This window comes from Bradyrhizobium oropedii, from assembly GCF_020889685.1.
Lineage (GTDB): Bacteria > Pseudomonadota > Alphaproteobacteria > Rhizobiales > Xanthobacteraceae > Bradyrhizobium > Bradyrhizobium oropedii.
In genome coordinates this window covers 1-19,608 of sequence record NZ_JACMYO010000165.1, presented here as the reverse complement: position 1 = coordinate 19,608, position 19,608 = coordinate 1, and the positions used below count along the sequence as shown (strand labels likewise).

The 19,608-nt window shown below is 65.2% G+C and carries 16 protein-coding genes; 6 read left to right on the top strand and 10 right to left on the bottom strand.

Annotation, left to right across the window (positions count from 1 at the left end; translation table 11 throughout):
• The coding region (locus tag H8A95_RS33105) for a sensor histidine kinase (protein ID WP_229186996.1) at window positions 1-1,551 on the top strand (1,551 nt) is incomplete at its 5' end.
• Window positions 1,552-1,747: 196 nt separating this feature from the next.
• On the opposite strand, the gene H8A95_RS33100 is transcribed toward H8A95_RS33105, so the two are convergent.
• From H8A95_RS33100 to H8A95_RS33070, 7 genes are all read right to left on the bottom strand, one after another.
• On the bottom strand, window positions 1,748-3,442 hold the full coding sequence (locus tag H8A95_RS33100; RefSeq protein ID WP_229186995.1) for a vWA domain-containing protein: 1,695 nt from the start codon (window positions 3,440-3,442) through the stop codon (window positions 1,748-1,750).
• 351 nt (window positions 3,443-3,793) lie between these two features.
• Window positions 3,794-4,777 (bottom strand): carbon-nitrogen hydrolase family protein, encoded by a 984-nt coding sequence (locus H8A95_RS33095; protein ID WP_229186994.1) that lies wholly within the window; start codon window positions 4,775-4,777, stop codon window positions 3,794-3,796.
• A 14-nt stretch (window positions 4,778-4,791) separates the two neighbouring features.
• Entirely contained in the window at window positions 4,792-5,313 is a 522-nt protein-coding gene (locus H8A95_RS33090) for a tautomerase family protein (protein WP_229186998.1), read from the bottom strand.
• A gap of 107 nt (window positions 5,314-5,420) precedes the next feature.
• The gene (locus tag H8A95_RS33085) at window positions 5,421-6,437 is read right to left on the bottom strand and encodes a GlxA family transcriptional regulator (protein ID WP_229186993.1); all 1,017 of its coding nucleotides are present in this window, start codon (window positions 6,435-6,437) and stop codon (window positions 5,421-5,423) included.
• A 383-nt stretch (window positions 6,438-6,820) separates the two neighbouring features.
• Window positions 6,821-7,465 (bottom strand): GNAT family N-acetyltransferase, encoded by a 645-nt coding sequence (locus tag H8A95_RS33080; protein WP_229186992.1) that lies wholly within the window; start codon window positions 7,463-7,465, stop codon window positions 6,821-6,823.
• A 1-nt stretch (window position 7,466) separates the two neighbouring features.
• Window positions 7,467-8,117, bottom strand: coding sequence for a 3-oxoacid CoA-transferase subunit B (locus H8A95_RS33075; RefSeq protein WP_092123540.1), 651 nt, complete (start codon window positions 8,115-8,117; stop codon window positions 7,467-7,469).
• Between the two features lie 24 nt (window positions 8,118-8,141).
• A complete protein-coding gene (locus H8A95_RS33070; RefSeq protein WP_229186991.1) occupies window positions 8,142-8,849 on the bottom strand; it encodes a CoA transferase subunit A in 708 nt (235 codons plus the stop codon).
• Between the two features lie 244 nt (window positions 8,850-9,093).
• Here H8A95_RS33070 and H8A95_RS33065 point away from each other — a divergent pair, with 244 nt between their 5' ends.
• From H8A95_RS33065 to H8A95_RS33050, 4 genes are all read left to right on the top strand, one after another.
• The gene (locus H8A95_RS33065; protein WP_229186990.1) at window positions 9,094-11,058 is read left to right on the top strand and encodes an AsmA family protein; all 1,965 of its coding nucleotides are present in this window, start codon (window positions 9,094-9,096) and stop codon (window positions 11,056-11,058) included.
• Between the two features lie 192 nt (window positions 11,059-11,250).
• On the top strand, window positions 11,251-12,636 hold the full coding sequence (locus H8A95_RS33060) for an ABC transporter substrate-binding protein (RefSeq protein WP_229186989.1): 1,386 nt from the start codon (window positions 11,251-11,253) through the stop codon (window positions 12,634-12,636).
• A gap of 179 nt (window positions 12,637-12,815) precedes the next feature.
• On the top strand, window positions 12,816-13,685 hold the full coding sequence (locus H8A95_RS33055; RefSeq protein ID WP_229186988.1) for a carbohydrate ABC transporter permease: 870 nt from the start codon (window positions 12,816-12,818) through the stop codon (window positions 13,683-13,685).
• Complete coding sequence (locus tag H8A95_RS33050; protein WP_021078526.1) at window positions 13,682-14,533, top strand: carbohydrate ABC transporter permease; 852 nt, start codon at window positions 13,682-13,684, stop codon at window positions 14,531-14,533. The genes H8A95_RS33055 and H8A95_RS33050 overlap by 4 nt, the downstream gene beginning before the upstream one ends.
• A 104-nt stretch (window positions 14,534-14,637) precedes the next feature.
• Here H8A95_RS33050 and H8A95_RS33045 read toward each other — a convergent pair whose 3' ends face one another.
• Genes H8A95_RS33045 through H8A95_RS33035 form a run of 3 tightly spaced genes read right to left on the bottom strand, consistent with a single transcriptional unit; the run spans window position 14,638 to window position 17,464 of the window.
• A complete protein-coding gene (locus H8A95_RS33045; RefSeq protein ID WP_229186987.1) occupies window positions 14,638-15,453 on the bottom strand; it encodes an ABC transporter permease in 816 nt (271 codons plus the stop codon).
• Window positions 15,453-16,367 (bottom strand): ABC transporter permease, encoded by a 915-nt coding sequence (locus H8A95_RS33040; protein WP_229186986.1) that lies wholly within the window; start codon window positions 16,365-16,367, stop codon window positions 15,453-15,455. Before H8A95_RS33040 ends, H8A95_RS33045 begins: the two co-directional genes overlap by 1 nt.
• Entirely contained in the window at window positions 16,364-17,464 is a 1,101-nt protein-coding gene (locus H8A95_RS33035; RefSeq protein ID WP_229186997.1) for an ABC transporter ATP-binding protein, read from the bottom strand. The genes H8A95_RS33040 and H8A95_RS33035 overlap by 4 nt, the downstream gene beginning before the upstream one ends.
• A 1,105-nt stretch (window positions 17,465-18,569) precedes the next feature.
• On the opposite strand from H8A95_RS33035, the gene H8A95_RS33030 reads away from it, so the two are divergent.
• Window positions 18,570-19,608 (top strand): tetratricopeptide repeat protein (locus H8A95_RS33030; protein ID WP_229186985.1); only part of this gene is annotated, 1,039 nt, incomplete at its 3' end.

Sequence of the window (19,608 nt, the reverse complement as noted above, 5' to 3'; positions counted from 1 at the left end):
GCCGAGCCCGCGCCGCGCGCCGACTCCCGGCGCGACCGCGCGCTGCTCGATCTGTTGCCGGTCGGCATCCTGATCTACCGGCTCGACCGCCTGCTCTATGCCAATCACGCCTTCCTCGCCCGCGTGGGCTATGACAGCCTGCACGCGCTGGAAGCCGCCGGCGGGCTCGATGCGCTCTATGTCGAGCCCGGCGTCTCGCAAGCGAGCAGCACCTCCGGCACCGGCACGCCGGTCACGATCTCGGCCAACCAGAACGGCCAGGCAGAGCAGGTGTCCGCGGAGGCGCGGCTGCACACCATCAGCTGGGACGACGAGTCCGCGCTGGCGCTGATCTTCTCGCGCACGCTGGACGAAGACAGCGCGGTCGCCGCCGCGCTCTCCGATCCCGAACCGGCCGCAATCGTGGAGCCGGTGCTGGCGCCACCGCCGCCGCAGGCCGGCCACGCCGACGCCGAGGAGCTCGGCGCGATCCTCGACACCGCGGCCGAGGGCATCATCATGTTCGATGCCGAAGGCAACATCCATTCCTGCAACCGCAGCGCCGAAGCACTGTTCGGCTATGACGGCGACGAGTTCGTCACACACAATCTCGCCGATCTGTTTGCGCCGGAGAGCCAGCACGGCATCTTCGACTATCTCTCCAGCGTGAAATCTGCCGGCGTCGCCAGCCTGCTCGACCATGGCCGCGAAACGCTCGGCCGCGTCCGCCAGGGCGGCATCATCCCGCTGTCGGTAACGATGGGCCGCACCCGCGCCGACGGGCCGAACTTCTTCGCGGTGTTCCGCGACCTCTCGCAGACCAAGAAGAGCGAGGGCGAAGTGCGCGAGGCGCGGCGGCTCGCCGAACGCGCCGCCAACGCCAAGACCGACGTGCTGGCGCGGATCAGCCACGAGCTGCGCACGCCGCTCAACGCCATCATCGGCTTTGCCGAGGTGATGATATCGGAGCGCTTCGGCGCGCTCGGCAACGAGCGCTATGTCGAATACATGAAGGACATCCGCGCCTCCGGCGAACGGGTGATCGCGATCGTCAACGACCTGCTCGATCTGTCGCGGATCGAGACCGGCAAGCTCGATCTCGCCTTCACCAGCCAGAACCTCAACGAGATGGTGGAGAGTTGCGTCGCCGTGATGCAGCCGCAGGCCAACCGCGAGCGCATCATCATCCGCACCTCGCTCGCGCATACGCTGCCGCTCGTCGTCGCCGACGCCCGCGCGCTGCGCCAGATCACGCTGAACCTGATCGGCAACTCGATCCATCTCGCCAATGCCGGCGGCCAGGTGATCGTCTCGACCGCGCTATCGGATTTCGGCGAGGTGATGCTGCGGGTGCGCGACACCGGCCAGAGCCTCAACGACAACGAGGTCGCCGCCGCACTCGAGCCGTTCCGGGCGCCAACGCCGTCCGACCAGGCGGGCTCCGGCGGCGTCAGCCTGTCGCTGACCAAGGCGCTGGTCGAAGCCAACCGCGCCAAATTCCAGATCCGCACCGGCGGCCGCACAGGCACGCTGATCGAGGTGACATTCGCTCACGCTGCGGCGCGGGTGTGAGGGCGTCCGCGACACGCGCATGCAGCGCGTGCTCGATTTCGCACTCGTGTGAGGGACGCACCGGCGGATAGGCTCCCTCCCCCCTTGCGGGGGAGCGAGCCTGAGAGGGTGCCCGCCTCACGCCGCAGACTCACGACGGCCGAAGTGGGCATCTGGCCACGCGTTCCTTACGCACAGCGGTTAAGCACCACCGCCCCTACTGCTTGATCTCCAGCGTCTGGCGCTTGCCTGCGGCGATCGAGAATGGCTTCTCGACCTTCTGGCCGTCGGCATAGATGGCGACCGCGACATAGTCGCCGGCGCTGAGCGCGACGTTGTAGGCCGCATCATAGCTCACCGAGATGCGCTTGCGCTCGTCGTTGAGGTCGCGCTCGGCGCTGAGGATGTCGATCTCCTGGGCGCCGTCGGCCTTGATCCCGACCACGCCGGCATTGAGGTTGACGTTGATGCGGGTCGGCGCGCCGGACTTCACCTCCGCGCGCACCGTTCCCTTGGCCTCGCCGACCACAGCCGTCACGTCGTAGCTGCCGCTCGGCAGATCGAACTTGGACTCGGCGTCGTATTCCTGCGCAACATTCTCGCCCTCGTCGCCGTCGGCCTTGGCGGGCTGACGGACCGCGACCACGATGTCCTTCTCGACCTTCGGGCCGCCCTCGGCGTAAGTCGAGGTCACGATCAGCTTGCCGACATCGAGGCTGAGCTGGACGTTGCTGGAATCGCCGGCGGCGACCGAGAACGGCTTGCTGGTCTTCGACTGCCCCTTGGTCAGGGTCAGCACATAGCTGCCCGCGGCGAGCACGAAGCGCGGCACCGCGTCGTATTCCTGCGCGATCAGTCTGCCGCCCTTGTCGGAGACCTGCCAGACCACGTCATCGACCTTGCCCGCGCCACCGGCCACCGAGCCTTCGCTGGTGACGTAGCCGACATCGAGGATGACGTCGAGCGCCGCCGGCTTGCCCTTCTCGACCTTGAGCGGAAACTCGCGCTTGAGCTGCCGGTAGCTCACCTCGACGATGTAGTCGCCGGGCGCGATGTTGTCGGCGAACGGCGCACCGTAGAATGTGTTGACGTGCTCGCCCTTCTCGTCGCCGGCGCGCTTGTAGATGCCCCAGTTGACGTCCTCGTCGCTGATCGGATCGAGCCCTTCGGCGAGCCGCGCCACGCCGCGGATGTTCTTGCCGAGATAGGGATCGGCCGCCACCGGCTTCGGCGGCGCCTCGCTTGCGACCTTGGTGCCCTGCGTCGCCGCCACCGCCTTGGTCAGCGCGCCGGTCAGGCTCGCGGCGTTGCCGGCATCGAGATAGACGCCACCGGTCGCACGCGCGATGCATTGCAGCTGGCTCTTCGCCGCGGGATCGGCGACGTCGAGGCCGATCACATGGGCGGTGAAGCCGATGCCGGCCTTCTTCAGCTCGGCCGCGGCGCCGCACGGATCCGGCGCGCAGGTCTCGATGCCGTCGGAGACCAGGATCACGTTGGCCTTGTTCTCGGTCGAGTGCAGCGCCTCGGCTGCGGCGCGCAGCGAATCCGCGATCGGCGTCTTGCCCTTCGGATTGATGCCGTCGACCGCGGCCTTGATCCGCGCCGGATCGAACTTGCTGACCGGGATCATCAGCTCGATGTCCTTGCAGTCGCCCTTCGAGCGATGGCCGTAGACCATCACGCCGAGACGATCGGCAGGATTCCATTTCGACAGAATCGAATCGACCGCCTGCCGTGCCGCGGCGATCTTGCTCTGGCCGTCGACCAGGCCCCACATCGAGCCGGATGCATCGAGCACCAGAATGGTGTCGGTGCCCTGCGCCTGGGCTTGCGCGACCGGCGGAGACAGCAGAGCCAGGCCAAGCGACAGCAGGCCGGCAACGAACGAGCGGCGAAAAAACTTAATCACGGATCGGTCCTCGATAATGGAGACAGTCGGAGGGCAAAGACGACTACGACGACGCGCCGTCCTGACACTTGGACAATCGCGACATGGGCTTGGACTAACGCGACACGCAGATGACAATTGGATTGTTTTCAGAGCTGCGATCAGGGACCACGGGCGTGAGCGCCACCACAGATGACGCTCCTTTGCACGCCACCATGCATTATCGACGCCGCCCCCCGCCGCATCGAGCGCGTCCTGTTCACACCGCATTGCTGTCACGCACGGTCGTCGGCGCGGTTTAGTCGCGCCTGAAGCGGAGTGAGCCTTCTCCGCTACAAGCGTTGACGGCGCGAGATACCCGCGCCGTTCGCACTACTCCCACATGTCCGGCGCGACGCGCCCGGCGAAGCCGCAATCGATGACCCGATCCTGCGGATTGCGGTCGACGATCAGCCGCAACAGATCGGGACGCGAGTAATGGCCACCGATGTCGCATAGCGCCTTGGCGGCGAGCATTGCTTGCCGTGATCCCTCGGCGATCAGGATGGTCTCGCCCTGTGCCGGCCCGGCGATGATCTCGCCGCGCGGATCGATGATCACGCTGTCGCCGCTGTACTCGATCGTCGACAGCTCGCGATAGCGTTCGGGCGTCACCTCGTGCGATCGCATGCCGCCGACGGCGATGACGTAACAGCCGGCCTGGGACGCGAACGCGCGTGACAGCAGCACCTGGCGTGGCCAGAGCGGCGTCGGCGATGGCGGCGCCGCGGCGGGCTCCCGTCCCGGCCACGCGGCGACATGGATCTGGGTTCCCTGCGCGGCCAGCGCATAGCCGGGCAACATGGTGTTGTGCTCCCAGCAATTGAGCCCGCTGATCCTGCCATAGGGCCGCTCATACACACGCAGGCCGACCGCGTCGCCATCGGCCCACACCGAACGCTCGTTGAAGGTGGGCTTGAGCTTGCGGTGACGGCCGAGAATCCGCCCCTCGCGGCCGATGAACAGCAGCGTGCAGTAGACGGTGCCCTTCGTGACCGCATCGCGCTCGGCAATACCGATCACGACATCGATCCCGGCAGCCGCTGCGGCATCGCAGAGCTGGTCGGTCGCGGGCGACGGAATCTCGACGGCGCTGTCGAGATATTCCGCCATCGCGCGGAAGGTGCTCGGCCCGGTCGGCGCGTGACAGAAGAAGGGATAGCCGGGCAGCCAGGTCTCGCCGAAGGCGGCAATCGTGGCCCCCATGGCGCCCGCCTCGCGGATCAGGCGACAGGCCTTCTCCACCGACGCCTCGCGATCGAACGGGACCGCAGCGGCCTGGATCGCCGCGAGCCTGAAATGCGTGTCGATTGTCATGGTCCCTCGCCGCCTCAGTCGATGCCCTTGCGGGCGGCGTCGAACGCGCCCGCAAGCAACTCCAGCGCCTTGACGCGCCGGCGGCGTGCAAGACGCGCCTCGCCGACCTTGCGCTCGTGCTCGCCCGCGATGAAGGCCTGGATGTCCGGCAGCGGACGAATGACGCCACGGCTGCCCCACTGGCCGTCCGGTATCTCGGTTGGAAACACCCAGACCTGCGGCGCCACATCCTCGAACGAATCGCCTGCGGCGCGCACCACCGCATCGGTCACGTCCTTCACCAAGGCCGCGCGCGAGGCCTCGGTGTACTGCCCCTCAGGCACCGTCGGGACGATGCGATATCGTGGCGACGGCGACGGCTCGCCCGCCACATAGACCGCGGCCGGCCGGTGCAGAAACACGACCGTGACGCTTTGCGCAACCTTGTTGGCCGGGTCGAATCCCTCGTGACCGATCAGGATGTCGCCGAGCTCCTTGATGAGCCGCGCTTCCGCTTGCGGCTTCAGGGCTCCTTCGGGAATTGTCACGTCGATCATCGGCACTGAGAACCTCCTGTTGTTGCCAGCATGAGGTCTATGCGCGAGGCGCCTCCGGCAGCAGTGGCAGTATCGCCATTCTCAGGGGCAATTCGGACACAGCGTCGTCAGCTGGCCGGTGCCATGCGCGCGGCCCGCGCGAACCGGCGCTGGTATTCGCGTGGCGAGAGCCCCGTTTCGCGCTTGAACAGGCGGCGAAAGGTCGACAGGTCGTTGTAGCCGACGCGCGCACTGATCGCGTCCAGTTTGAGGCGCCTCGTTTCGATCAGGCGCTTGGCCACATCGACGCGCAGCGCTTGCAGATATTGCAGGGGCGCTTCGCCGACCGCGAGCTTGAAGCGGCGGTTCAAGGTGCGCTCGCTGACCGCAAGGTCGCGCGCCAGCCGGGCGAGGCTGAAGCCCTGTTGCAGCGACTTCTCCATCAGGCTTTGCGCCTGCGCCACCAGCGCGTCGGAATGCTGTATGTCGTGCGTGCGGCTGGCATAGGGCGCCTGCGAAACGCGATTGCCATCGATCAGCATCAGCTTGCCGGTCTCGATCGCCACGTCGGTGCCGGCGAATTTCTCGACCAGCCGCAGCGCAAGATTGAGCGAAGTGGTCACCGCGCCCGAGCAGACAATCCGGTTCTGCTCGGTGAGGATCTCGGCAACGCGCAGATCCACCGCCGGATAGCGCATCGCGAAGGTCCGCCCCTTCGCCCAATGGGTGGTCGCGACCCGGCCGTCGAGCAGGCCGGCTTCGGCGAGGATGAAGCTGCCGGTGCAATAGGATGCCAGCAGGGTGCCGCGCTCATGTTGCCGCCGCAGCGCTGCAAGCAGCGGCTCAATCGTATCGAGACGCGCGAAGAAGCGCTCGATATCGCCGACGAAGGGCCCGGGGATCACTACCGCATCCGCCGACGACCGCGCGCTGATCGGTCCGTCGACGCCGACGATCTGGCCGGAGGCGGTCTGTATCGGCCGGCCGCTCAGGGACTCGACGCGCCACCGCAGCTGCGACGGCTTGCCGTTCTGACGCCTGGGCCGGTTCGCCGCCACTGCATTGGCGGCGGTGAACACGTCGACAATGCCGGCGACCCCCGAAGCGAGGATGCCGTCATAGACCCAAATCCGGATGAGTGGCACGGCCGTGTCCGATCTTGCACAAGATGGGGTAATTCTGCCATCGCGCGCGGGACCCGGCAAGCGACGATGGCTGAGCTGAAGGTGACGCGATATGTGACTGCCCGACAGGCAACTCGGCAAAACCTGCCGCGGGGCGCAGATGCCCGACTCAAAAGTCGGGCCACACATTCAGTGTCGTCCCGGGCCTGACCCGGGACCCATAACCACAAATGGCAATTGTCGCACGACGCCGGGACTACGGCCTCATCGACAACGCACCCCTGTGGTTATGGGTCCCTGCTTTCGCAGGGACGACGATTGTGGATGTAGGCCACTCCACAAACTCAGTGTCGTCCTGGCTCTCGCGAGGACGACGGCGGTGGATGAGCCGGTCGAGTACCCCCTCAAATCGCCCGCGCAAATCTGCGAAAGCCCGGCGCACCGGTCAGCGCCTCGAATGCGGCGTCACGCTTCTCTTCGGCGAAGCCAAAGCCGGCCTTGGCGTAGCAGCGTTCGGCCACGTCGTTGCCGATCACGAACGAAACCGACGCCTGCGCATAGCCCGCAGCCTTGCCGTCGGCGAGCGCGCGCCCGATCAGGGCCTGCACCAGCCCGCCACCGCGATGCGGAGATTCGTTTGCGACATGCTCGATCAGCCAGTCGCCCTCGCCGCCCTGGACCCAGCAGCTACGCGCATAGCTCCCGCGCGCAACGATGCCGTCGGCATCCACACCGGTCTCCGCGGCGACCTCCTCGATCGCCGCGCGTGCGGCAACGACCGTTCCGGATGCCGGCATCGCGCACAGCGCAGCCGCCGGCACGCCGTCGACCTCAGCGACCAGGAAATGGGCGACATGGTACCATGACCGCACCCGCGCCACGGCAAGCCGCGTCATGAACGCGAGGCACTCCGGCTCAGGCCGATCGAGCGCGATGTCGAACCAGCCGCGCGGCAGCGGGCCGCGCTGTGCGGCCAGGACAACACGCGCGATGAAGCCGGCGTCGTCGGATCGTGCGGGACGGATCGAAGATCGTCCCGCACCGATCATCTCAGGTGTTCGTCAGCGCGACGCGGAATTCCGCCTCGGTCTTGGCCTTGACCTCGTCGAGCGTGACGCCGTCGGCGAGCTCGATCAGCGCCATGCCGTCCTTGCCGTGCTTGTCGATGGTGAACACCGCCAAATCGGTGACGACCATGTCGACTACGCGCTCGCCGGTCAGCGGCAGATTGCACTGCTTCAAGAGCTTCGCACCGTCCTTGGCGGAATGCTCCATCACGACCACGACCCGCTTGACGCCGGCGACGAGGTCCATGGCGCCGCCCATACCCTTCACCATCTTGCCGGGGATCATCCAGTTGGCGAGGTCGCCGTTCTGCGCCACCTGCATGGCGCCGAGGATCGACAGATCGATATGGCCGCCCCGCACCATGCCGAAGGAATCGGCCGACGAGAAATAGCTGGTCGAGGGCAGCTCGCTCACGGTCTGCTTGCCGGCGTTGATAAGGTCAGCGTCGACCTCGTCCTCATAGGGGAACGGGCCCATGCCGAGCATGCCGTTCTCGCTCTGCAGATTCACGTCGACGCCATCGGGGATGTAGTTAGAGACCAGCGTCGGGATGCCGATGCCGAGATTGACGTAATAGCCGTCGCGCAACTCCTTGGCGGCGCGGGCGGCCATCTGTTCACGGGTCCAGGCCATGAGGCTCTCCTGAAGGATTGGGTTTTAGGCGGCAGGCCGCGGACGGGTGTTGCGGAACTCGATCCGCTTCTTGCCGGTGCCGACCTCGATGATGCGTTTGACGAAGATGCCGGGGGTGTGGATGTGGTCCGGGTCGATCTCGCCGGCCGGCACCAGATGCTCGACCTCGGCGACGGTGACCTTCGCGGCGGTCGCCATCATCGGGTTAAAATTGCGCGCGGTCTTGCGGTAGACCAGATTGCCGGCGGTGTCGCCCTTCCAGGCATGGACGATGGCGACGTCGGCGAACAGGCCGCGCTCCATGATGTACTTCTCGCCGTCGAATTCCTTCACTTCCTTGCCTTCGGCGATCAGCGTGCCGACCCCGGTCTTGGTGTAGAAGGCCGGGATGCCGGCGCCGCCGGCGCGGATGCGCTCGGCCAAGGTGCCCTGCGGGTTGAACTCAAGCTCGAGCTCGCCGGCGAGATATTGCTGGGCGAACAGCTTGTTCTCGCCGACATAGGACGAGATCATCTTCTTGATCTGGCGCGTCTCCAAGAGCCGGCTGAGGCCGATGCCGTCGACGCCGGCATTGTTGGAGACGACGGTGAGGCCCTTCACGCCGGATTCGCGGATCGCGTCCGACAGGGTCTCGGCGATGCCGCAGAGGCCGAAGCCCCCCGACATGATCATGATGCCGTCCTTGAGGAGACCATCGAGTGCCGATTTGGCGTCGGGATAAACTTTGTTCATGCAGCGAATACCTGATGGAGGGCGCGGAACGGCTGTGTCAGAGCGGATTATTAGGCGAAATCTTCGCAATGCGTCAATCACGGCCCCGTGCGGCGGCCGCCGCCACCCCGTGACATCAACATGGCCTTGAAAGCGTCAAGAAAACCCTTCAAGTTGCGTGGGTTGGCAGGGGCCTCCGGCGAGAGCCCGCTGTGTTCGACGACGACCCGACAAACCTCAACCCGACCCGGATATGTCATTGACGATGGCCCAAGGAATTAAGCGCCTGGGGATGCCGATCGCGGCGCTCTTGGGCCTGGCGCTGGTCGGGCTGGTCGGAACGTCGTGGTTCCTCAACCGGGACGCGCTGCGCAGCGCCGTGGAAGCGCAGATTCGCTCGGTCACCGGGCTCGAGCTCGTCGTCAACGGCCCGATCGATGTTTCGGTCTTTCCCGGCAGTTATGTCTCCTTTCACAATGTCGGGCTCAAGGGCGCCGATACCGTCGGTCCCGCTTTGCAGGTCGATGTGCTGACCGCCAATCTGCGCCTGCTGCCGCTGCTGCTGCGGCGGTTCGAGATCGCGGACGTCATGATGCTGCGTCCGCATATCCGGGTGGTCCGCGACGCCGCCGGCGAAAGCAACTGGACACCGTTTGTCGAGACCATCGCCAAGGCGATGACGCCCGGCGCCGAGAATCAGGTGTCGTTCTCCGAAATCCGGATCCAGGACGGCGAGCTGAACTACCAGGACGGCACCAACAACATCTCCGAGCAGCTCGGCGATATCGATCTTTCGCTGGCCTGGCCCTCGATCTCGCGCTCCTTTGCCGCAACCGGCCAGTTCGACTGGCGCGGCGAGCGGGTCGACGGCTCGATCAGCGCCAGCGATTTCGTCGCGCTGCTGTCGGGCGACCGTTCCGGCCTCAAGGCCCGGCTGGCCAGCGCGCCGCTCAAGGTTGCATTCGATGGAACCGTCGCCAACCGCACCAGCCTGATGATGGAAGGCACAGCCACCATGGACTCACCGTCGCTGCGCAACGCGTTGCGCTGGATGGGGCAGGCACCGCCCGGCGGCGGTGGCGGCTTCGGTCGCTTCGCGCTGAAGGCCCGCGCCAATGTGGTCGGCGGCTCGGTCGCTTTCACCAATGTCAATGTCGAGCTCGACGGCAACGTCGCCGAGGGCGTGATGACCTACTCCAGCAACGGCCGGCAGACCCTGCAGGCGACGCTCGCCGCCGGCAATCTCGATTTCACGCCCTACATCTCGACGTTCCGCCTGCTGGCCAGCGGCCAACGCGACTGGAACAGGCAGCTGTTCGACCTGTCCTCGCTGTCGTCGACCGATCTCGACATGCGCTTGTCGGCCGCCAAGGTGACGGTCGGGCCGTCGAAGCTCGGCCGCACCGCGTTCGGCGCCAATCTGCGCGGCGGCGCGCTCGCGCTCAGCGTCGGCGAGGCGCAGATGTATGGCGGCATCGCCAAGGGCTCGTTCGCGATCGCGCGCTCGGATGCGGTCGCAGATGTCCGGGCGCAATTCCAGTTCACCGACGTCGATCTGCAGGCCTGCGCTAGCGAATTGTTCGGCATCAACAAGCTGTCAGGCCGCGGCAACCTCAACGTCTCGCTGATGGCCTCCGGCTCGAGCCCGTTCGGGCTGGCGTCGTCGCTGGACGGCACCGCCACGCTGACCGGACATGACGGCGCGATCGCGGGCTTCAATGTCGAGCAGCTGCTGAAGCGGCTGGAGAAGCGGCCGCTGTCCGGCGGCGGCAATTTCCGTTCCGGCTCGACGCCCTATGACAATCTCAGCGTCTCGGTGAAATTCGCCGACGGCGTCGCGACCGCCGACGACATCCATGTCGTGAGCCCGGCGGCGAAGATCACGCTGACCGGCACCGCCTCGGTGCCGTCGCGCGAATACGATCTCAAGGGCGTCGCCAGCCTGACCTCGGCGTCCGCCGGGGGCAACGCCTTCGATCTGCCGTTCGTGATTCAGGGCCCGTGGGATGATCCGCTGATCTTTCCCGATCCGGAAAGCCTGATCCGCCGCTCGCCGGCATCCGCCCCGCTGCTCGACGCGGTGAAGGATCGCAAGACCCGCGACGCGGTGCGCTCGGTGATCGAGCGCTTCACCGGCGGAGCCGCACGGCCGGCGGCCGCACCTGATGCTGCGGCCGGCGCGCCTGCCGGCGCACCGGCGGCATCGGCCGAGAATGCCAAATCGAACTGACCAGGCCGAACCAACGAACTCGAACGGATCAATCCATTCACTTTCCGCATGGATGCACGGGGACTGATCCACACTCTCGCTGCGAGCCCCCTACAGAAGTCGTCGATGCGGCATCTTTATCAGGTCACGGGCATGCGCTAGTGTTTTCTCCAACCGGTTAAGAAAAGCCGGCGTCATTGAGGGGAGAACAACGTGAAATCCAAGGTTATCGGTGCGCTATCAATTGCGGTTGCTGCGGTCGGCCTGTTTGCCGCAACTGCACCCGCTCTGGCGCAGGGCAAGACGATCACCGTCTGGTGGGGCAAGGGATTTTACAAATCCGAAGATGACGCGCTGCTCGACACGATCAAGAAATTCGAAGCCAAGACCGGCATCAAGGTCGAACTGTCGCAATACGCGATCCAGGACATGATTCCGAAGACGGTCGCCGCGCTGGATTCCGGCACCGTGCCCGACGTCGCCTATTCCGACACCTACGATGTGCAGGCCCAGGGCAAGTGGGCATACGAAGGCAAACTCGAAGACCTCTCGGACATCATGCTGCCGATGAAGGACGCCTTCGCACCGAACACGCTGGAAGCGGCCCTGCTCTACAATGACGTCACCAAGAAGAAGTCCTATTACGGCTTCCCGCTGAAGCAGCAGAGCATGCACGTCCAGATCTGGGGCGACATGCTGGAGAAGGCCGGCTTCAAGGCCGCCGACATCCCGACCAAGTGGGAGGACTACTGGACGTTCTGGTGCGACAAGGTGCAGCCGGCGATCCGCAAGGCGACCGGCCAGCGCATCTACGGCGTCGGCCAGCCGATGGGTGTGGAATCCACCGACTCGTTCCAGTCGTTCTACACCTTCATGGACGCCTATCACGTCAAGCTGGTCGACGACGACGGCAAGCTCCTGGTCGACGATCCCAAGGTGCGCGACGGCCTGATCCACGCGCTGAAGGACTACACCGACACCTACATCAAGGGCTGCACGCCGCCTTCCTCGACGACCTGGAAGGATCCGGACAACAACGTCGCCTTCCACAACAAGACGATCGTGATGACGCACAATTTCACGATCTCGATCGCGGCGAAGTGGTTCGAGGATTCGACCAATCCGGCGCTGACCGACGCGCAGCGCGCCGCCGGCAAGCAGGCCTATGAGCAGGACATCATCACGGCGTCCTTCCCCAAGGCACCGGACGGCTCGACGATCCGGTACCGTTCCGACGTCAAGACCGGGCTGATCTTCGCCAACGCCAAGAACAAGGCCGAAGGCAAGCAATTCATCAGCTTCCTGATGCAGGAAGACAACGTCCGGCCCTATATCGAAGGTGCGCTCGGCCGCTGGTTCCCGGTGACCAAGGCCAGCCAGGCCAGCCCGTTCTGGCAGGCCGACCGGCATCGCAAGGCGGTCTGGAATCAGTTCACGGGGGGCACTGCGCCATTCGACTTTACCAAGAACTGGAAGTTCACCATCCTGAACAACGAGAACGTCTGGGCCAAGGCCATGAACCGCGTCGTCAGCGAGAAGGTGCCGGTAGACAAGGCCGTCGACGAACTGATCGCCCGCATCAAGCAGGTCGCGGGTTGATGTAGACGATGATGGCCGCCGCGGACATGGTACCTGTCGTCCCTGCGAAAGCAGGGACCCATACGCCGCGGCGGTCGTTTTCGAGGATACTGGTTGACGGCTTTCGCGCCACAACGGAAGCCGATGGTTTTGGGTCCCTGCTTTCGCAGGGACGACAGCGGAGTGTAGGGTAACGCATCATGGCGATCACGCTCTCCGCATCCGATACCCCCTCGCCGCCCTTGTCGGCGCGGCTGTCGCCGCCACAGGTGTGGGCCATCGCGCTGCTCGCGCCCTATCTGCTCGTCTTCCTCGCCTTCGTGGTCTACCCGGTCGGCTATGGACTGTGGCTGGCGCGCCAGCCGTCGAGCTATGTCGCGCTCTACAACGACCCGATCTTCGCGCGCGCGGCGGTCAACACGCTGATCTTCCTGGTCATCGGCATCAACATCAAGATGCTGATCGCGCTGTTCCTGTCCGGCTTCTTCGCCCAGCAGCGGCCGTGGATCAGATGGCTGTCGGTCATCTTCATCCTGCCCTGGGCGGTGCCGTCGATCCCGACCATCCTGTCGGTGCGGTTCATGCTCAATCCCGAATGGGGCGTGGTCAACCAGCTGATCTTCAAGTTCACCGGCGACGATGGCCCGAACTGGCTGAACGATCCGGCGGTCGCGCTCGCAATGGCGATCGGCGTCCACATCTGGAAGTCGCTGCCGTTCTGGACGCTGATCCTGCTGACCGGGCGGCTTGCGATCTCGCACGATCTGTACGAGGCGTCCGACGTCGACGGCGCCAATTGGTGGCAGAAATTCCGCTACATCACCTGGCCGTCGATGCAGACGCTTTACATCACCTGCACGCTGCTCTCGATGATCTGGACGCTGGGCGACTTCAACAGCGTCTATCTGCTCACCGGCGGCGGGCCCGCCGACCTCACCCACGTGCTGTCGACGCTGGGCATCCGCTATCTCAGGCTCGACCAGCTCTCGCTGGCGATGGCCTCGATCGTCTGCGCGATGCCGTTCGTGCTGCCGCTGGTCTATTTCATGATGAAACGGTTGTCGCGATGAAGCTGCCCACACTCCGCGAAGTCGGCACCGAGGCCAAGCTGCTGTTGATCGGCATCCCGGTCTTCATCTGGACCATGATCCCGATCTACCACATGTTCGTGTTCGCGATCTCGCCGAAGGAGGACGCGTTCACCGGCAAGCTATGGCCTGATCATCCGACGTTGCATAATTTCTCGATCGTGTTCCACCAACAGCACTACTTCCTGCGCGACTTCTGGATCCAGTTCTGGAACTCGACCGTGATTGCGCTCGCCGTCGGCGCGCTGACGCTGTTCGTCGCCACCGCCGCCGCGTTCTCGATCTCGCGGCTGCGCGTGCCGGGCGGCCGCGCAGTCATGAACATGGCGCTGTTCACCTATTTCATCCCGGCGGCGTTCCTCGCCGTGCCGATGTACCGCACCATGGGCACCTACGGCCTGCTCAACAATCACTGGTCGCTGATCCTCGCGATGGTGACGATCGCCGCGCCTTACGCGATCTGGGTCTTGAAACAGGCCTCCGACAAGCTGCCGGTCGAGCTCGACGAGGCCGCGACGATGGACGGCGCCACCACGCTGCAGCTGTTCCGCCTGGTCTATGTGCCGCTGATGATGCCCTCGCTGGTCGCGGTCGGCACCTATGCGATCCTGCTCGCGTGGAACGAATATCTCTACGCGTTCCTCCTGCTCTCGAAGGATACCGACATCACGCTGCCGGTCGCGCTCGGCAACTTCCTCGCCGCCGACGACTCGCCGTGGGAGCTCTTGATGACCACAGGCTTCATCTACGCGCTGCCGCCGGCCGCGGTCTACTACGCCTTCAAGCGCTACATGGTGGGCGGGCTGACTGCCGGCGCCGTCAAGTCGTGAACTCCATCGTTCCGACGTCATTGCGAGCGAAGCGAAGCAATCCATATCGCGGCGATCGGAGAAATGGATTGCTTCGTCGCTGACGCTCCTCGCAATGACGGTCGTCAAAGCGGCGCGGCACTCTCGCCGCGCGCGCTCGACAGTTTCGAGGCGAACGAAGCGATCACGATGATCACGGCGATCAGCGCGATCACCAGCGTGCAGATCGCGTTGATCTCGGGCTTCACGCCGAGCCGCACTTCCGAGTAGATCCGGATCGGCAGCGTCGCTGAGCCCGGCCCGGTGGTGAAGCTCGCGATCACGACGTCGTCGAGCGACAGCGTGAAGGCCAGCATCCATCCGGCGACGATCGCCGGCACGATCAGCGGCAGCGTCACCAGGAGGAACGCGCGCACCGGGTCGCAGCCCAGATCCATCGCGGCTTCCTCCAGGCTGCGGTCGAGCGCAGTCAGGCGCGATTGCACCACGACAGTGACGAAGCACATCGTCAGCGTGGTGTGCGCTATCGTCACCGTCCAGAAGCCGCGCTCGGCGTTGAGTGCCACGAATAGCAGCAGCAGCGACAGGCCGGAGATCACCTCGGGCATCACAAGCGGCGAATACAGCATGCCGGAGAACAGCGCCCGTCCCCGGAACCGCTCACCGCGCGCCAGCCCGACAGCCGCCAGCGTGCCGAGCAGTGTCGCCAGCGTCGCCGAGACCGCGCCGACCGACAGGCTCATCCACGCCGCCTCGAGCATGGCGCGGTCGTTGAAGAACTCGTGGTACCAGCGCAACGACCAGCCGCCCCACACCGTCACCAGCCGCGAGGCGTTGAACGAGTAGATCACCAGGATGACGATCGGCAGATAGAGAAATGCCAGCCCGAGCGCCAGCGAGGTCATGTTGAAGCGCGTGAGCGTGGTGACGGTGCGCGCCATCAGCGGCCCGCCTCAAGCTGGCGGCGTTGCAGCCGGTCATAGAGCACGAGCGGCGGCACCAACAGCAGCAGCAATGCGACCGCCGCGGCTGATGCCACCGGCCAGTCCTTGTTGGTGAAGAACTCGAGCCACAACGTCTGCCCGATCATCAGCGAGCTGGAGCCGGCGAGCAGGTCGGGGATCACGAACTCACCGACGATCGGAATGAAGCAGAGCAGCGCGCCGGCGCCGACGCCCGGCAGCGACAGCGGGAACGTCACCAGCCAGAACGCCTGGCGCGGCGAGGCGCCGAGATCGCCCGCGGCCTCCAAGAGCGAGGCATCCAGCTTCGAGAGCGTCGCATAGAGCGGCAGGATCATGAACGGCAGATAGGAGTAGACGATGCCGAGATACATCGCGCTGTCAGTCGACAGCCAGACCACCGGCGCCGAGACAATGTGGAGCGCCAGCAGCATCTGGTTGAGCAGGCCGTCATGCTGCAGGATGTTGATCCAGGCATAGATCCGGATCAGGAACGAGGTCCAGAACGGCACGATCACCAGCATCATCGCGACCGCCTGCCAGCGCTGCGGCAGCCGCGCCATGCCGTAGGCAATGGGGTAGCCGATCAGCAGCAGGATCAAGGTCGAGGTTACCGCCACGACGAGGCTGCGCAGATAGGACAGGATGTAGAGATTGTCTGATATCAGCAGGTGGAAATTATCGAACGACAGTTGCGCAAAGGCGGCCGCCAGCGCCGCGCGCCCTTCCGTGAAATCGAACACCGGCGTGTAGGGCGGCTGCGCGATCGCGGTCTGCGACAGGCTGATCTTCAGCACGAAGCCGAACGGCACCAGGAAGAACAGCACCATCCACAGATAGGGCGCGATCGCGGCGAGCCGCGCCGGCCGGGCGAAGATGCGGCGCGCGCTCATTGCTCCAGCACCAGGCAGTCGTCGGCGGTGAACCACGCCACCACCCGCTGGCCGGCAAGATAGGCATCGACATCGAGCCGCGCGGTGTTGGCCATCGACGCGCGCACCACCGCGCCGGATTCCAGCTTCACCCGGTAGCTGGTGACGCCGCCGAGATAGTTGACGTCGGTGACGACACCTTCCAGCCGGTTGATCGCGCGCGACGCGCCCTCATCCGAGGCCGGCGCGCGGCGCGACAGCTTCACCTTCTCCGGGCGGATCGCGACGCTGACGGCCACCTTGGTTACAGGCGGCCACAGCTCGCTGACCGCGAGCGTGCCCGCTTCCGTGGTCGAGACCGTCAACCGGCCGTGATCGCGCGCGGCGACCTGGCCGTTGAACAGATTGATGTCGCCGACGAACTCGGCGATCCAGCGCGAGGCCGGTGCCTCGTAGAGATTGCGCGGAGTAGCGACCTGGACCAGCCTGCCGGCATCCATCACCCCGATCCGGCCGGCCATCGTCATCGCCTCCTCCTGATCGTGGGTGACGATGACGAAGGTCGTGCCGAGCCGACGTTGCAGCTCCATCAGCTCGCCTTGCGTGCTCTCGCGCAGCTTCTTGTCGAGCGCTGCGAGCGGTTCGTCGAGCAGCAGCACCTGCGGGCGGCGCGCCAGCGAGCGCGCCAGCGCGACGCGTTGCCGCTGTCCGCCGGAGAGCTGGTCGGGCTTGCGCTTCTCCAGCCCCTCGAGCTTGACCAGCGCCACCATCTCCGCCACGCGGGTCGCGATATCCTTGCGCGCCATGCCGGCGCGCCTCAAGCCGAACGCGATGTTGTCGCGCACCGACAGATGCGGGAACAGCGCGTAATTCTGGAACATCATGTTGACGGGCCGCTCGTGCGGCAGCACCTGGGCGATGTCGTTGCCACCGAGCAGGATGCGGCCCTCGTCCGGCGTCTCGAAGCCCGCGAGCATGCGCAGCAGCGTGGTCTTGCCGCAGCCGCTCGGGCCGAGCAGCGCGAAGAATTCGCCGGCGCGGATATCGAGCGAGAGCTTGTCGACCGCGCGGAAATTGCCGAACGACTTGGCGACGCCCTCGATCCGCAGCAGCGGCATGTCCGAGACGGCCGGTTCAGGCAACGGCTTTGCCGCCTCCGCACTCGCTTCGCCCGATGTCACGTCAAGAAGCCCCGATTCCCCGCAAGGTCCGATCCTGGCGGCAAGCTAGCGGCGGATCGCCACCGGCTCAACCGCCTCACGGCCATCTCCCGCAATATTGTCGGCCTCGGCGGCTCGGGACCGGCGCCCCTGAAGCCGTTTTTACACGGCCAAGACTCAAAGCGGACATCGCAGCTAAGGCTGGTCGATATCGCCTTCTACCCAAAGCCGAAGTGAGATCCTTCCTAAGGATCGCGCTTTGCCCACCAGGCCAACGCCTGGTCGGCCGTCTTATCTGTGAAGAAGGAGGAGAGTTTCACGACCGCATCCCAATCGTAATGTTCCTTGGATGCACACAGCTGCCTTCCATTCTTGTCAAGCAGAGACAGGTAGTATCGCCCATCAAGGATGCGTTGCCGCCTCAGTTGATCAACAACCCTAGCCGCGGGACTGATTATTATCTGCACATCGTCAACGGGGAGCTCTACTCGGCACGTGATCGTCGGGTGCCCCTCTGGGCAAATCAGATCAGAAGCCTGCTCGTCTTCAGTGTCCAGCCGTTGGACAGTCCACTGATGTCCATAGTCGCAATGATAGTGTCGAAAGACTCTCATCGGCCACGTCCAGGAAAGGTTGTCGTGTGTCGAACTGTTTCTATTGAGGTCCCGGACATCCTTTGGGTGATGTTCCCTGGACTATGCAGCTCTGATCTTTGCTCATGTGAGCTGCAATGGTCCCAGCACTATCGTAGAAAAAGACGTCACCGATGACGCCAACAAGGGCAAGGACCATAGTCGCAAGAAGCGCGCACAGCCCGTACATGAACGCCTTTAGAATGAAAATGGCCGAGCGCCGCATCTATCGCTCCTAGGCCGCCTCAGTTGGGGGCTTCCTTCTTTATCAGATCAAGCTTGCCTTGTCGCCTCTTGGCCCAACTCGGACCTCCGGCGATGTCCGCTCTTGCGATGCTGTCGAGGGCTAAGCAGACGTGAGCCCCGAAGGGGCTCGTTGCCTTTATGAGTACATGCCATAGACTTCGCAGCCGAACTCGGGAGGACAACCGATGATTCACGACCGCTACGGCCTGCCGCTGACGACCGATTCGGACCGCGCCGCCGCATACTATGTCGACGGCGTCGATCGCATGCTGGCGGCGCTGCACGGCGCCGATGCAGCGTTCGAGGCGGCGATCGCCGAGGACCCCGATTTCGCTTTGGCCCATCTCGGCCGTGCCCGCGTCCACCAGCTCAACATGGAGGGTGCCAAGGCCCGCGCCAAGGCAAACGATGCGCGGCAACTTGCGGCGGCCGCGAGCCCGCGCGAGCGCCAGCACATCGAGATCATCGCATCCGTGATCGAGGGCCAGGGCAAGAAGGCGATGACAGCGGCCGAACAGCACCTCAGCGAATATCCGCGCGATGCGCAGGTGCTGTCGCTGCTGCTCGGCGCCTTCGGCCTCTATGCCTTCTCCGGCCGGCCCGACCATGACGCCGCGCGGCTCGCAATCTCCGAACGTTACGCCAAAGACTATGGCGACGACTGGTGGTTCCTCACCTATCTCGGCTGGTCGAAGACCGAGGCCGGCGACGTCGTCACCGGCCGCGCCATTACCGAGCGCGGCTACGCGTTGAAGCCGGAGAACGCCGGCGCCGCGCACGCGGTGGCGCATGCGCTGTTCGAGCAAGGTGACGGTGCGGAAGGCCGCAGCTTCCTCTCTGGATGGCTGCCGGCGAATGATCGGACGAGCTTCCTGCAGGGCCACCTCGCCTGGCACCTCGCCTTGATCGCGATTGAGGAAGGCGACGCCGACGGCGCACTCGATATCTACGAGCAGCACATCAAGCCGGCCAACCGGCCCTATCCGCCGCTGAATATCTACACCGACGCGGCCTCACTGCTGTGGCGGCTCACGGTCGCGGGCAAGATCGGTCTCGAGCAGCACTGGAAGGATGTCGCCGCCTATGGCGACGGCTACTTCCCGAAAGCCGGCGCGCATTTCGCCGATGTGCACCAGGCGCTGGTCGCTGCCACGACCAACAACGATGCGCTGGAGATGCGGCTGGCCGAGATGGCGGCGCGCGACGCCGACGGTAAGCTGGCGC